This window comes from Kitasatospora sp. NPDC097643 (genome assembly GCF_040302625.1).
In the GTDB taxonomy this organism is placed as follows: Bacteria; Actinomycetota; Actinomycetes; order Streptomycetales; family Streptomycetaceae; genus Kitasatospora.
This window is the reverse complement of the sequence record NZ_JBEOSA010000009.1, coordinates 1-13,891: the sequence shown is the minus strand read 5'-3', so window position 1 is coordinate 13,891 and position 13,891 is coordinate 1. Positions and strand designations below refer to the sequence as shown.

Sequence of the window (13,891 nt, the reverse complement as noted above, 5' to 3'; positions counted from 1 at the left end):
CCCGGCAGACCGGCGGCTCAGCGATCAGGCGATCAGGCGATCAGGTGGTCTGACCGGCCGATGGGCTGACGGTCCAGCGATGGGAAAGACCGCAGGTCGGAGGAGTCAGAAGGTAAAGCGCAGACCACGGATCCGGTGGTCGAAGCTGGACGGCACGAGATCCGGCTCACCCACCGACCGCACCTCGGGCAGCCGGGTGAACAGCTCGCGGAACAGCACGCTCATCTCCTGCCGGGCCAGGTGCGCGCCGAGGCAGTAGTGCGGCCCGCCGCCACCGAAGCCCAGGTGAGGGTTGGGCGTGCGGGTGATGTCGAAGGCGTCCGGGTCGGGGAAGACCGTCTCGTCCTGGTTGGCCGAGCCGAAGAACAGTGCCACCTTCTCCCCCGCGCGCAGCAGCGGGCCGCCCGGTCCGCCGAGCTCGTGGTCGACTGCGAGCGTCCGGCGGAACTGGATGATCGGCGTGGCGTGCCGGATGATCTCGTCGACCGCGCCGCCGAGGCGTCCGTCGAGGTCGGCGAGGAGCAGGGCACGCTGCTCCGGGTGGACGGTCAGCAGGTGCAGGCCGTGGGCGAGCGCGTTGCGGGTGGTCTCGACTCCGGCGACGAGCAGCAGGGAGAAGAAGGCGCCGAGTTCGCGGCCGGTGAGCCGACGCCCGTCCACGTCGGCGGTGACCAGGGCGGTGATCAGGTCGTCCGCGGGCGTTCGGCGGCGTTCACGGCCGATCGCGGCGACCATGCCCTGCATCCGCGCGAGCGCCAGCAGTCCACGCCCGGGCATCCGGACCCGGCGGCGCAACGGGCGGGCCACGCCGGTGTGCTCGGAGGCGTGGTTGACCTGGTCGAGGATGGCGCGGCGCGGACGTTCCGGAATGCCCATCATGGTGCAGATCACCTGGAAGGGGAGTTCGGCGGCGACGGCGGCGACGAAGTCCTCCGGCCGCCTCCGTTCGACCTCGTCGACCAGGCGGGCGGCGGTGCGGCGGATGTCCTCCTCGGCCCGGGCGAGCAGACGCGGGGTGAAGGCCCGGGAGACGATCCGGCGCAGCTGGGCGTGCCGGGGGTCGTCCAGGTTGACCATGGAGTCACCGAAGAGCAGTCGGACCCAGCGGGCCGGTTCGGGGGTGGTGACCCCGGGACCGCTGAGGAAGACGGCGGGGGTGCGACTGGCCTCGACGACGTCGGCGTGGCGCACCAGGGCGTGGAAGCCGCGGCCGGTGGCGCGATCGCCGAAGTAGACCGGGGCGGGCCGTCGGCGCAGCTCGGCGAAGGCGGCGGCGCGGGCGGGGGCGGGCAGCCGCCAGAAGTGGGGGTCGGCGAGGTCGGTGGTGGCGGGCACCTGGCTCGTCATGGCGTCCATGGCCGGACCTCCTGCTCCTGTGCGACGCGCACCGTCGGTGGATGGGTGTGCACATTTAGTGAGCAAGTGGTGGGAGGTGTCAAACCACTCCGATGATCAGATCAGCGACTTTTCCGACCTGCGCGACTGCTTCCGGGGGCGGGCCGGCGCGACGGCCGGGCGGGCGCGACAAGCGCCACGGGCCGAGGATCTCAACGGACGTGCGCGAGGGCCGGGCATGGTCTCACGGCACGGAACCAGCCAATACCGGAGGGTGCGGTACGGGCCGGGCGGGGCGAGTGCGACGATGAGTGCCATCGTGATGACCGACCGGATCCGCCTGCTGCGCGCCGTGGTCTTCGCCGCGCTGTGCGTGGCGCTGGCCGCCGCGGCGCACGTCGCCATGGCCGGGCCCGGGGTCTCACCGCCGGTGCTGGTCGGCGCCTTCGCGGGTGTGCTCGGACTCGCCTGGCTGCTCGCCGGGAAGCGGCGCGGGCTCGGTGCGATCAGCGTGTGGATGGTCGCGGCACAGAGCGCGCTGCACCTGCTGTTCGAACAGGCCGGGGCGCTCGGACGGGACGGCGGCGGTCTCGGCCGCCTCGCCACCACGGACTGGGCCGCCCTGCTGCTCTGCAACCCGAACCGGACGCCCGGCGGGCCGTCGCCCGCCGACCTGGCCCGGATGGCGGGCCTCGATCCGGACCTCCCGCCGCCCTCCGGCCTGCGCCCCATGACGGGCATGCACCACTGGACGGGCGTGGGCGCAGGGTCGGACACGGCCACGGCCTCACTCTCCGGCTCGACCCCCTCCGCTACCGACGGCATGACGATGGACATGGCCGGGATGACCGACCTGCCCGCCGGGCACGGGATGTCCCAGGGCATGGCGCACGGCATGTCGGCCGGAATGATCGCGGCCCACCTGCTCGCCGCGCTGGCCTGCGCCCTGCTGCTCTGGCGCGGTGACGCCGCGCTGGTCCGGGTCTTCGAACTGCTCGGTGCGCTCGGCACGGCGGTCGCGGGTGCGTTGCTGCTCCCGCTACTGGCGCTGTTCGGGCGCCCCTTCGGCTACCGCGCGCCGGCTCCCTCCCGGCCCACCGACCGTCGGACCCGGCCCCTGCGGCCGGTGCTGCTCACCCACGCCGTGGTGCGGCGTGGACCGCCGGTGCCCGTACTCGCCTGCTGACGCGCCCGTCGCCCCGCTCCGCCCACCGCTCCCGCCGCCCGGCCATGCCCACCGCCGCCGGAGCGCCGTGGCTTCGGAGCCGCCGCGACGGGCAGGTCGCCCTGTCGCCCGGCCGCGCCCGACGCCGCCGTACCGACAGGGCCCGGGCCCGCGTCCGCCCCTACTGCGGGGTGCGCTGCGCGGTTGTCCCACCGTCGCCGACGGCGCCGCCCAGGGCGGTGCCGCCTCCTGCCCACCCTCAGGACCTTCCATGCCTGACCACGACGGCGCACCGGCCCCGGCCGGCGCCCTCGTCCTACCGCTCCGCGCCCGTCGCCTCGTCCGGAGCCTGTCCAACCGGAGCCTGCTCCACCGCAGCCTGTTCGACCGGAGCCCGTTCGACCGGGACCCGCTCTCCGGGCGTCCGCTCTCCCCGGGCCTGGCCACCCGGGTCCGACACGCCCAGGCCGGCCAGCAGGCGGGCCGACCAGTCCGCCGACGGACCGTCGGTGGCCGCCACGGCCAGTCGCGTCCGGTCGCGCAGACGCTCCGCCCGTTCCAGCCACTCCCGGCAGCCGGCGCAGCGCGCGATGTGCTTGTCCAGGCGGCCGCCCGGCAAACCGGTCGGTTCGCCGTCGAGCCGGGCGGACAGAGCGGTACGGAACTGCGCGCATCTCATGTGACCATCGTCGCGCACCCGCACGGCGCCGGGACCGGCCGGGTGGGAGGCCGCCGTGGATGACGAGCAGCTCACCGCCCTCGCCCTGACCGCCCGGGCGGGCCGGTCCTCGGACGTCGAGGCCTTCGTCCGCGCCACCCAGCGGGACGTCTGGCGGTTCGTCGCCCACCTCACGGACGTCCAGTCCGCCGACGACCTCGCCCAGGAGACCTTCCTCCGGGCGCTGCGCAGCCTGCCCGCGTTCGCCGGCCGCTCCTCGGCCCGCACCTGGCTGCTGTCGATCGCCCGGCGTACCGTCATCGACCGGTACCGGACGGCCGCCGCGCGACCGCGCCTCGCACCGCTGCCGGACTGGCAGGAGGCGGCGGAGCGGCAGGGTGCCGAACCGGCGGCCGGGTTCGAGGACGGCATCGCGCTCGGCGACCTGCTCGACCGGGTGCCGGCCCAGCGCCGGGAGGCGTTCGTGCTGACCCAGGTGGTCGGCCTGAGCTACGCCGAGGCGGCCGCGGTCGCGGGCTGCCCCGTCGGCACCGTCCGCTCCCGGGTCGCCCGGGCCCGGGAGGAGCTGATAGCGCGGCTGAGGGCCGCGGAGAGCGGGGAGCTCGCGGCGGCCTGCTGAGCGCCGGGCGGCGGCGGACACCCGACGACGAACAGATAACAGCAAACAGATGACAGATTTCGAAATCTGTCATCTGTTACCTGTTTGCTGTTCGTCGTCAGCCGCCAAAAATTCCCCCACTTGTTCGGAACTGGAGCCGCCGCGCACCCGACTGCTGTACCGGACCCCGCCGCCGAGGCGGTGTCCGGCACAGCGACGGGGAATGCAGAGGGACTTCATGGGAACGCAACAGCCCTTGACTGCACCACAGCTGACGAATGATCAGATCGAACCTGCGGACCGCTGGATCCTGGTCGTGGCCGCCGGCCTGCTCTCCTTCGTCGCGATGCTCGACATGAACGTGGTCAACCTGGCGCTCACCGACATCTCGGCCAGCCTGCACGTCTCCGCCGGGGTCGCCCAGTGGGCCGTCCTCGGGTACCAACTCCCTCTCGTCGCACTGCTGTTGCCCGCCGGAAGGTGGCTGGACCAGGTCGGTACCCGGTCCGCGCTGCTGCTCGCCGTCAGCTGCTTCGCCGCGTGCAGCGTGCTGGCCTCCCTCGCCCCGTGGGCGAGTTGGCTGGTGGCCGCCCGGCTCGCGCAGGGCACGTTCGGCGCAGTGCTGTTCGTCCTGATGCCGGTGCTCGCCGCGACCTCCGTCCGGCCCGAACTGCGCGGGCGGGCGATGAGCGTACCCGCCACGCTCGGCCCGCTCGGCGCCGTCACCGGCCCGGTCATCTGCGGTCTGCTGCTGGACCACATCGGCTGGCGGGCGGTCTTCCTGGTCAAGCTGCCGGTCTGCCTGGCCGCCGTGCTGATCGTGCGCCGGTACGCCCCGCGCCGTGGTCGGCTGCGCCTGCCCGACCGGGGCTCGCTCGGCGACGCGGCCCTGATCGGCGCCGCAGTCACCGCCGTCCTGCTCGCGCTGACGCTGGCGCCGCACGCGCCGCTGTGGCTGCTGCTCGCCCTGCCCGCCGCCCCGCTGGTGCTGCTCTGGCTGCGCCGCCCCGGCGGCAAGCCGGTCGCCGAGGTGCTGCGGGCCGCCGGCACCACCGGGGTCAACGCCTCGGTGCTCGCCCTGGCCGCCGGCTTCGCAGCCTGCCACTACCTGCTCGCCCAGCACCTGCGCGGGCCCGGGGGCCAGAGCGCCACCGCGACCGCGCTCACCATGCTGGCCTTCCCGCTCGGCATGGTGTTGGCCGGGCGGGTCGGCGGGCGGCTGGCCGACCGCTGGGGTGCCCGACCGACCGCACTCACCGGCGCCGCCGTCACCACCCTCGGCCTGGCCCTGCTCGTCCCGCTGGAGGCCGGCTGGCCGCCCGTCGACATCGCCTGGCGGCTCGCTCTCGCCGGTGCCGGGATGGGCCTCAACGGCGGCCCCACCCAGGCCCTGGTGATGACCGCCTCGCCGCCTGGGAAACTCGCCACCGCAGGCTCCGCCGTCCAGCTGTCCCGCAGCCTGGGCTTCGCCCTCGGCCCGGCCCTCGCCACCGCCGCCGCGCTGGCCGGCGACCGCGCCACCACCGGCACCCGGGCCGGCATCGCACTGGCCACCCTGGTCGCGGCGTCCGCCGTGGCCCTCCTCGCCCTGCACCACCGCGCGCACCGCCCCCGGCGCGCCCCGGCCTGACCGTCGGCCACCGGGCCTCCCCGCCCGAAGCGCGACCGGAACCAGGCCGCCCCCGCCACACCGCACGACTGGAGGAAGACCACAGATGACCGACACCGACACCGGGGTCGACACCGGGACCGTTCCCGACACCGGTACCGTTCACGAGAGCAGGACCGTCGACGACCCGACGCCGGCCGGCGCTCCCGACCCGGCCGACGCCCCACGCTGCCCGTTCGGACCCGGCCAACTGCCCGACCCCGTACCGCTGTACGGCCCGGAGTACAAGAGCGACCCATACCCGCTGTACCGGCGGATGCGCGAGGCCGGTCCGATCCACCGGGTGGAGTTTCCGAGCGGCATCCACGCCTGGCTGGTCACCGGCTACCAGGCCGCCCACGAGACCCTCAACGACCCGCGGCTCGGCAAGAACCACGCCCTGGGCAACGCGAACTGGCGGGCCCTCGCCTCGATCATGCCCGAGCCGCAGCACTCGCAGCTCCAGGTCCACCTGCTCCACCAGGACCCGCCCAAGCACACCACGATGCGCCGGCTCGTCCTGGACGCCTTCGCGCCGCGCCGGGTGGAGTCCCTGCGGCCGCGCCTCCAGGAGCTCGCCGACGCGCTCGTCGACGAGCTGCCCACGACCGGCGGCGCCGACCTGGTGGCCGGCTTCGCGGCCCACTACCCGTTCCGCGTGCTCGCCGAAGTCATAGGACTGCCTCAGGAGTTGGCGGTTCGCTTCGACCGCGACTGGGGCAAGGTCGTCCAGCCCGTCGGCCCGCACGACCCGGGCCGCCCGGCGTACGAAGCGCGGCTGCGCGGCCTGCAGACGTACATCGCCGACGTGGTCGCCCACAAGCGCGCCCACCACGACCCGGACGCCACGGACAGCGACCTGCTGGGCCGACTCGTCGCCGCCCACGACGCGGGCGAGTTGAGCCGCGAGGAGCTCGACTCCATGGTGTTCCAGCTGCTGGTCGCCGGTCAGGAGCCGGTCACCAACCAGATCACCACCATGCTGATCACGCTGCTGCGCCACCCCGAGCAACTCACCCGACTGCGCGAGGGGCACGCCGGGGACCCCGGCCTGCTCGCCCGTGCGGTGGAGGAACTGCTGCGCCACGACGCCGCGTTCGAGCTCACCACCTGGCGGTTCTTCGCCGCGGACAGCGACCTGTTCGGGACCACCGTCCCGGCCGGCGACTCGGTGATCGTCTCGCTCTGCGCCGCCAACCGCGACGACGAGCAGTTCCCACAGGCCGACCGCCTCGACCTCGACCGCACCCCCAACGCCCACCTCGCCTTCGGCCACGGCATCCACTACTGCCCAGGCGCCGCCCTGGCCCGAGCCGAACTCCAGGTCGCCATCGCCACCTTGCTCACCCGACTGCCCGGACTGCGTCCGGCCGAGGCCCCCGGCGACGGACTGGACGAACTCGGCTGGATCCCCGCCGTCCTGGCACGCGGGGTCAACCGGCTGCCCGTCGCCTACGACCGGCGCGCCTGAGGACGCTGCCGTCCCGCCACGCCACTCCCGAGCGCGCCACCGCTCCTGAAGCGCACCACCACTCCCCAGCGCACCCACCCCCCCCAGCGCCCCGACGGCCCGAAGCCGGGGCGTGGCTCCGCCTGCCCGAAGCCCGTACGACGTTCCGTGGAGGATCACCATGCCGCCCGCCGGCGCCGTTTCCACCCGCCACCAGAGCCAGCCCAAACCCCAGCCCCAGCCTGAGCCCCAGCCCATGCCCGGGGGTGTCACGGACCCGCAGTCCGTGGCCCGGCTCGCCGCCCGGATCCTCGGCCTCCTGCTGCCGCACCGCCGCGCCTCCGACCCGGAGCTCGACGCGACACCCGACCACTTCCCGCTCCAGCTGGCGCAGTTGGCCGACTTCATCACCTCCGGTGACCCGATCCTGTTCACCCTGCCCGGCTTCCCCTGTAAGTCGCCGAACACGGCGAAGGTGCTCGGCCACCTGCCCGACGAGGGCGAGCGGCTCTCCCTCACCTTCCTCAACGGGCTCTGCGCGGAGATCGCCGGCTTCTACGAGCCCGGCGCCCGGATCCTGATCTGCTCGGACGGTCACATCTTCGGCGATCTGATCAACGTCCCCGACGACCACATCGACGACTACTCCGACGAGTTGACCGCGATGATCGAGCGCGAGGGTCTGACCCACCTGGCCACGTTCGACCTGCGGGCCGTCCTCGGCGACCTGCCGTACGACGAGAAGCGCGCCCGGGTACACGCCCGGTACGCGCCGAGCCAGGAGGAGCTGCGGGAGCAGGTGCTGACCGACGAGGAGACCCTGCGGCTCTACCGCGGCATCACCCGCTTCCTCACCGACGACACCGTCGGCTTCACCGGCACCCGGTCCGCCCTGCAACGCGAGTGCCGTCGCCGCGCCTACGGGGTGATCCAACGAAGCCGTGCCTGGGGCGAGTTGATCGCCGAGCAGCACCCCCGTTCGGTCCGGCTGTCCATCCACCCGCAGCGGGCCGGCGTGCTGAAGTTCGGCATCCGGCTGCTGGAGGCCTCGGACGCCTGGACGACGCCCTGGCACTCCTCGGTACTCCACCGTCCGGACGGGAAGTGGGAGTTGCTGCGCAGCGAGGACGCGGCGCAGCTCGGCCGACTCGTCGAACGCAACGGCCGGCCGAGCCACTACGAGAGCGTCTGAGGCTCGACCTGAGCGAGGCCGGCGGCCGGCGGCACGGTGGTGGTCGGCGACACGACGGTGGCCGGCGACACGGCGACGACCGGCGTGCGGTGGTCGAAGGCGATCAACGGGTCGCCGGTGAGCGGGTGTTCGACCACCGCCGCCCGGACCCCGAACACCTCGGCCAGCAGCTCGGCGGTCAGCACCTCGTGCGGTTCCCCGGACGCGACCAGCGCCCCGCGGTGCAGGACGTGCAGCCGGTCGCAGACCGAGGCGGCAGCGTTGAGGTCGTGCAGCGCGACCAGAGTGGTGCGGCGCTGTTCCCGCAGCAGGGCGAGCAGTTCGACCTGGTGCCGGACGTCCAGGTGGTTGGTCGGTTCGTCCAGCACCAGGACGTCCGGCTGCTGGGCGAGCGCGCGGGCCAGCAGCACCCGTTGGCGTTCGCCGCCGGACAGCTGGGCGAACCGGCGGTCGGCGGCGTTCGTCATGCCGACCCGCGCGAGTGCGTCGGCGGTGATCCGGTGGTCCTCGGCGTCGTCGGCGGCGAACGCCCGCTTGTACGGGGTGCGCCCCATCGCGACCACCTCGCGGACGGTCAACTCGAAGTCCCCGCCACGTTCCTGCGGCAGTGCGGCGATGTGTCGGGCGGACTCCGCGGGGCGCAGCTGCGCCAGGTCGCGGCCGGCCAGCAGCACCCGCCCGGCGCTGGGCCGCAGGTGCCGGTAGACGGTGCGCAGCAGGCTGGACTTGCCGCTGCCGTTGGGTCCCACCAGCCCGGCGATCTCCCCCTCCTTGGCGACGAGGTGGACGCCGGCCACCACCGTGCGGCCGGAGAGGGTGACGCTCAGGTCCTCGACGGCGATCCTCACGCGCGCTCCAGTCGTCGGTCCAGCAGGTAGAGCAGGGTGGGGGCGCCGAGTACGGCGGTGACGACGCCGATCGGCAGTTCCTGGCCGTCGAGCGCGGTGCGGGCGACGGTGTCGACGACGACCAGCAGCAGTGCCCCGGTGAGCGCGGACAGCGGCAGCAGGCGCCGGTGGTCGCCGCCGACGAGCAGTCGGCAGACGTGCGGGACCATCAGTCCGACGAAGCCGATGGCGCCGGAGACGGCGACCAGGACTCCGGTGAGCACGCTGGTGACGACGAAGACCTCGCGGCGCAGCCGGGCGACGTCCACGCCGAGGCCGGCGGCCGTCTCGTCGCCCATCAGCATCGCGTTGAGTCCCCGGGCGCGGGCCTGGAGCAGGGCGATGCCGAGTGCCACCGCGATCGCGGGGACGGCGAGTTGGGCCCAGACGGCGCCGCCGAGGCTGCCCATGAGCCAGAACAGCACGCCGCGGGTCTGCTGTTCGTCGCTGGTCTGCAGGACGAGGTAGCTGGTGAGGCCGCCGAGGAACTGGGCGATGCCGATGCCGGCGAGGACGAGGCGCAGTGGCGAGAATCCGCCGCCGCGCCGGGCCATCAGCCAGACGAGGGAGAACGCGGCGAGCGCGCCGGCGAAGGCCGCCAGGGAGACGGTGAGGCCGAGCGCGCTGCCGAAGGAGATCCCCAGGCCGAACGTGGTGCCGAGGACGATGGTGGCGACCGCCCCGAGGGAGGCGCCGGAGGAGATGCCGAGCAGGTAGGGGTCGGCGAGCGGGTTGCGGACCAGGGCCTGGACGGCGGTGCCGACCAGGCCGAGCCCGGCGCCGACCGTCGCCGCGAGCAGGGCGCGCGGGACGCGCAGTTGCCACACGATGAGGTCGCGGGTGCCGGGCTCGGGGGTTCGTCCGGTGAGGTGGCGGGCGACGACCGACCAGACCTCGCCGGGCGGGATGTCCACCGAGCCGAACGACACGGCGGCGGTCAGCGCGAGCACCAGGGCGGCGGCGAGGACGGCGGCCAGCGGCACGGCCCGCAGGGCGCCGGCCCGCACCGCTCGAGCCCGCACCGCTCCGGCCTGTACCGCTCCGGCCTGTACCGCTCCGGCCCGTCCCGCTCCGGCCCGTCCGCGGTTGCGTTCCGGGGCCGGTGCGGCTTCGTCGGCGGGGGTGGTCGGGGTCATCGGGTCTACTGCCCGTTCTTGACGAGGGTCGGGTGGATGGTGGCGGCGATCTGCCGGACGGCGTCGGCGTTGCGCACGCCCGCGATGGTGGTGACCTCCGAGCCGACCCGCACGAAGTGGCCCTCCTGGACGGCCTTCAGGCCCTGGGTGGCGGGGAATCCCTTGAGGAACGCCTCCGCGTCGTCGAAGGCCTTGCGGGTGGCCTCCTCGCTGCCGCGGTTGCGGACGGCGAGCTGGATCCAGTCGGGGTTCTTGGCGACGACGTCCTCCCAGGAGCCGGGCTTGAAGTCGGCGTCGCAGTCGGCGAACACGTTGCGGGCGCCGGCCTGGGTGATCACCGCGTTGGCGATCTGCCGGCCGCAGACCGAGACGGGCTGCTTGGTGCCGGCGTCGAAGTCGAACACGAAGTAGCTGGGCCGCTGCGCGTCCGGAACGCCGGCGAGGGCGGTACGCACCTCGCCGATCTGCTTCTCCATCCCGGTGACGAGTTCCTCGGCGCGGGCGGCGGTGCCGGTGACGGCGCCGAGCCGACGGATGTCGTTCTCGATCTCGGCGAGGTCGGTGCGCGGGGCCTTGGCGGCCTTCGGGGTGCCGGCGCAGGCGGTGGAGAGGAGGAAGACGTGCTGGATGCCGGCGGCCGCGAACTCCTGCTCGCTGGGGCCGGTCGCGCCGCCACCCATGATCGGCATGGCGGAGAAGGTGTCGAGGTAGAGGTCGGCGCCGGAGCCGAGCAGCTTCTCCTTGGGGATGGTCTTGTCGCCGAGGACCGGCACCTTGGCGCCCTGGTCGGCGAGGTCGGCCGGCAGCGTGCCCTTGCCGGGCGGGAAGCCGGTGCCGATCACCCGGTCGCCCGCGCCGAGGCGCAGCAGCAGCTCCAGGCTGGCGGCGTTGCTGGTGACGATCTTCGTGGGGGCCTTGGTGACGGTGGTCTCCTTGCCCATACAGTCGGCGACCTTGACGGGGTAGGCGGCGGCCGGCGCAGCGGTTCCGGCGGCGGCGGGCGTGCCCTGGTCGCTGCTCCCCCCGCCGCCGCTTCCGCAGGCCGTGGCGAACAGGGCGACGGCGGCCGCGATTCCGCAGACAACGCGAGGGCGCATGACAACTCTCCTGGTGGGTGATCGTGCTCGGGGTCCGTCCTGCGAACCCGGACCAGGTAGTCGGCCGGATGCCCCGGCGGGTTCCCGCGGATTTCCACGCCGGTGGCCGTAGGGCCGGGGACGCTGTACGGCCCTGCGGTGCTGGACGGCTGGGGCCCACCGCACGGTCTTGGGGCCCTACGTGTCCGGAGCCCGGTGGCTCCCGGCGTTAGGGTGGCCGGATGGCCGACCCCACCGTCCTGCGGGATGATCTCGACCTGCCCGTCCGGCTCGGTCCTCGCCCGCCCCGGCGGGTGGTGTCGCTGGTGCCGTCGCTGACCGAGGCGGTCGCCGTCTCCGCCCCCGGGCTGCTGGTCGGCGCCACCGACTGGTGCAGCCACCCGGCCGAACTGTCCGTCACCCGGGTCGGCGGCACCAAGAATCCGGACGTACCGCGGATCCTCGCGCTCGCCCCGGACCTCGTCCTCGCCAACGACGAGGAGAACCGGCGACCCGACCTGGACGCGCTGCGGGAGGCGGGGGTACCGGTCTGGGTGACCGACATCCGCACGGTGGACGACGCGTTCCGCTCGCTGGACCGGCTGCTGACCGCCGCCTGCGGCCTGGCCCGCCCGGCCTGGCTGGACGAGGCCGAGGCGGCGTGGCGGGAGCCGACCGCCTGCCGGGGCGACTCCCCATGCAGCGATACCCCGCGCGGCGGTCCGAGGGCGGTCGTGCCGATCTGGCGTCGGCCGTGGATGGTGCTCGGCCGCGACACCTTCGCCGGGGACGTCCTGCGCCGCCTCGGCGTACGACTCGTCCACGCCGGCCACGCCGAGCGCTACCCGGCCGTTCCGCTGCCCGAACTGCTCGCCTGCCGACCGGATTTGGTGGTCCTGCCGGACGAGCCGTACCGGTTCACGGCGGATGACGGCCCGGAGGCGTTCCCCGGTGTCCCGGTGGCCCTGGTCAGCGGGCGTCACCTGACCTGGTACGGTCCCTCTCTCGTGGCGGCCCCGGCGGTCCTCGCAGAAGCGTTGGACCACCCGTTCGTACAAGGCGCAACGGGCACATCGTAGGATGACCGCCACTCACCGGGCCCGCCGGTGACGAGTGGGGGAAACCTTCATGGCAGTGAGCACATCCCGGCGCGCGCTGGTGATGGTGTCGGCCGCCGCCGTCTCGACGGCCGTCCTGGTCGGCTGCGGCAGCAAGCACGCCGACGCCACCCATCAGGACGCGGCACCCAACACCACGGCGGTGGCCGCGACCGCCTCGCCGACCGAGACGCCGAGCACCGGCCCGTCCGCGAGCTCCAGCGCGACCCCGACGCCGACCGCGTCGACGACGGCCGGCCCCAGCGCCTCGCGCAGCCCCGGTGCCACCGCGAGCAAGTCCGCGAAGCCGAGCCCGAGCGCCACGCCGAGCGGCACCAAGCCCAGCACGGCCGACACGCCCGCCGCGGCCAACCCGCCCGCCGCGCCCGCCACGCAGCCGCCGGTCGCCAAGCCCGTCGTCGCAGCACCCGTGCCGACCCCCAAGCCCGGCCCCACCGCGCCCCCGCCGCCCGCGCCGGCGACGCCGCACGTGCCCCCGCTGCAGAGCGGCTGCCAGCCCTCCAAGCCCCAGCCCGACGAGCCCAAGGATGCCGTCAGCGCGGCCCTCACCTCGGCGGCCGGCCAGTCGCGCACGCTCAACCTCAGCAACGGCGGCACCGACAAGCTCCCGCCGCTGCCCGTCAACCTGGTCAAGGCCATCGCCTGGCAGGAGAGCGGCTGGCAGTCCGGCATCCTCGCCTGCGACGGCGGTATCGGCACCATGCAGGTCATGCCGAACACGGTCAGCTGGATGAACACCAAGTTCGGCACGGTCTCCGACCCGAAGACCCTCCCCGGGAACGTCCAGCTCGGCACCCAGCTGCTCGACTGGCTGGTCGCCTACTACGGCGACTCCTCCTTCGGCGGCAAGTACGACCTCTCCCCCGACCCGACCACCGGCAAGACGCCGCTGCTCGACCTGGTCATCTCGGCCTACAACGCGGGCGCGGGCAACGTGCACTACAACACCGTCACCGACCCGACCACCAACCAGGTCGTCGGCAGCCTGGTCATCCCCAACCCGTCCTACGTGGCCAACGTGAAGGCGCTGATGTCCAGCCAGCCCTGGACCAAGACGGGCTGACCGTCGCCGGACACCGGCGGACCACCGGCAGACGACCGGCAGACGACGAAGGGCCCGGGAACGCGAGATCGCGTTCCCGGGCCCTCCTCGTCGGTCCTGTCGGTGAGCCTGCCGCAGACGTCAGCCGCGTGCGGCGGTGACGGCGGCGCCCAGCGCCTCCTTGATACGGGGGCCGAGACGGGCGAAGCCCAGCTCCTTCATCGCCGCCCGCAGCAGCTCCTCGTCCGTCCGCACCACACCGTCGCCGTCCAGCCAGCGGACCACCGCGAGCAGCTCGTCCGCCGAGTACGCGGTCACCGGCCGACCGGGCGTGAAGTCCGGCTTCGCCGGCCGACCATCGGCCGCAGGCTCAACGGCCGGCTCCTCGGCCTCGACGACAGGCGTCTCCTCGACGGCTTCGACGACCTCGGCCTCGACGACGGGCGCCTCGTCGGCAACCTCGATGTCGGTCACCAGCTCGGGCTCCCCAGCGGGCTCCGCCTCCAGGACGGGCTCCACGGGCTTCTCCAGGAGAACCGGCGTCTCCTCCACAGCCTCGGCCTCA

General features: G+C 73.9%; 12 protein-coding genes and 1 pseudogene. 7 read left to right on the top strand and 6 right to left on the bottom strand.

What is annotated here, in order from left to right:
• Positions 1-105 precede the first annotated feature (105 nt).
• Positions 106-1,356, bottom strand: a complete 1,251-nt coding sequence (locus ABTY15_RS08620) for a cytochrome P450 (RefSeq protein ID WP_350578270.1) — start codon at positions 1,354-1,356, stop codon at positions 106-108.
• Between the two features lie 286 nt (positions 1,357-1,642).
• Between ABTY15_RS08620 and ABTY15_RS08615 the strand changes: the two genes are divergently transcribed.
• Complete coding sequence (locus tag ABTY15_RS08615; protein WP_350578268.1) at positions 1,643-2,521, top strand: hypothetical protein; 879 nt, start codon at positions 1,643-1,645, stop codon at positions 2,519-2,521.
• A gap of 295 nt (positions 2,522-2,816) precedes the next feature.
• Here ABTY15_RS08615 and ABTY15_RS08610 read toward each other — a convergent pair whose 3' ends face one another.
• Positions 2,817-3,179, bottom strand: a complete 363-nt coding sequence (locus ABTY15_RS08610) for a zf-HC2 domain-containing protein (protein ID WP_350578265.1) — start codon at positions 3,177-3,179, stop codon at positions 2,817-2,819.
• A gap of 55 nt (positions 3,180-3,234) precedes the next feature.
• Between ABTY15_RS08610 and ABTY15_RS08605 the strand changes: the two genes are divergently transcribed.
• From ABTY15_RS08605 to ABTY15_RS08590, 4 genes are all read left to right on the top strand, one after another.
• Complete coding sequence (locus ABTY15_RS08605; RefSeq protein WP_350578259.1) at positions 3,235-3,798, top strand: sigma-70 family RNA polymerase sigma factor; 564 nt, start codon at positions 3,235-3,237, stop codon at positions 3,796-3,798.
• Between the two features lie 235 nt (positions 3,799-4,033).
• On the top strand, positions 4,034-5,407 hold the full coding sequence (locus tag ABTY15_RS08600; protein ID WP_350578256.1) for an MFS transporter: 1,374 nt from the start codon (positions 4,034-4,036) through the stop codon (positions 5,405-5,407).
• An 85-nt stretch (positions 5,408-5,492) separates the two neighbouring features.
• The gene (locus tag ABTY15_RS08595) at positions 5,493-6,896 is read left to right on the top strand and encodes a cytochrome P450 family protein (protein ID WP_350578253.1); all 1,404 of its coding nucleotides are present in this window, start codon (positions 5,493-5,495) and stop codon (positions 6,894-6,896) included.
• A 235-nt stretch (positions 6,897-7,131) separates the two neighbouring features.
• On the top strand, positions 7,132-8,067 hold the full coding sequence (locus tag ABTY15_RS08590; RefSeq protein ID WP_350578250.1) for an L-tyrosine/L-tryptophan isonitrile synthase family protein: 936 nt from the start codon (positions 7,132-7,134) through the stop codon (positions 8,065-8,067).
• Here ABTY15_RS08590 and ABTY15_RS08585 read toward each other — a convergent pair.
• The 3 genes from ABTY15_RS08585 to ABTY15_RS08575 form a co-directional block, all read right to left on the bottom strand.
• Positions 8,052-8,915 (bottom strand): ABC transporter ATP-binding protein, encoded by an 864-nt coding sequence (locus ABTY15_RS08585; RefSeq protein WP_350578247.1) that lies wholly within the window; start codon positions 8,913-8,915, stop codon positions 8,052-8,054. The genes ABTY15_RS08590 and ABTY15_RS08585 overlap by 16 nt on opposite strands.
• Positions 8,912-9,976: a FecCD family ABC transporter permease gene (locus ABTY15_RS08580; RefSeq protein ID WP_350578245.1), complete on the bottom strand. Its 1,065-nt coding sequence runs from the start codon at positions 9,974-9,976 to the stop codon at positions 8,912-8,914. The genes ABTY15_RS08585 and ABTY15_RS08580 overlap by 4 nt, the downstream gene beginning before the upstream one ends.
• A gap of 119 nt (positions 9,977-10,095) precedes the next feature.
• Positions 10,096-11,187, bottom strand: a complete 1,092-nt coding sequence (locus ABTY15_RS08575; protein WP_350578243.1) for an ABC transporter substrate-binding protein — start codon at positions 11,185-11,187, stop codon at positions 10,096-10,098.
• Positions 11,188-11,408: 221 nt separating this feature from the next.
• Here ABTY15_RS08575 and ABTY15_RS08570 point away from each other — a divergent pair, with 221 nt between their 5' ends.
• Both ABTY15_RS08570 and ABTY15_RS08565 read left to right on the top strand, forming a co-directional pair.
• Positions 11,409-12,245 (top strand): helical backbone metal receptor, encoded by an 837-nt coding sequence (locus ABTY15_RS08570; protein ID WP_350578242.1) that lies wholly within the window; start codon positions 11,409-11,411, stop codon positions 12,243-12,245.
• Between the two features lie 49 nt (positions 12,246-12,294).
• Positions 12,295-13,347: a transglycosylase SLT domain-containing protein gene (locus ABTY15_RS08565; protein WP_350578241.1), complete on the top strand. Its 1,053-nt coding sequence runs from the start codon at positions 12,295-12,297 to the stop codon at positions 13,345-13,347.
• Between the two features lie 120 nt (positions 13,348-13,467).
• Here ABTY15_RS08565 and ABTY15_RS08560 read toward each other — a convergent pair.
• Positions 13,468-13,891, bottom strand: a pseudogene (locus ABTY15_RS08560) (hypothetical protein); the annotation flags it as partial.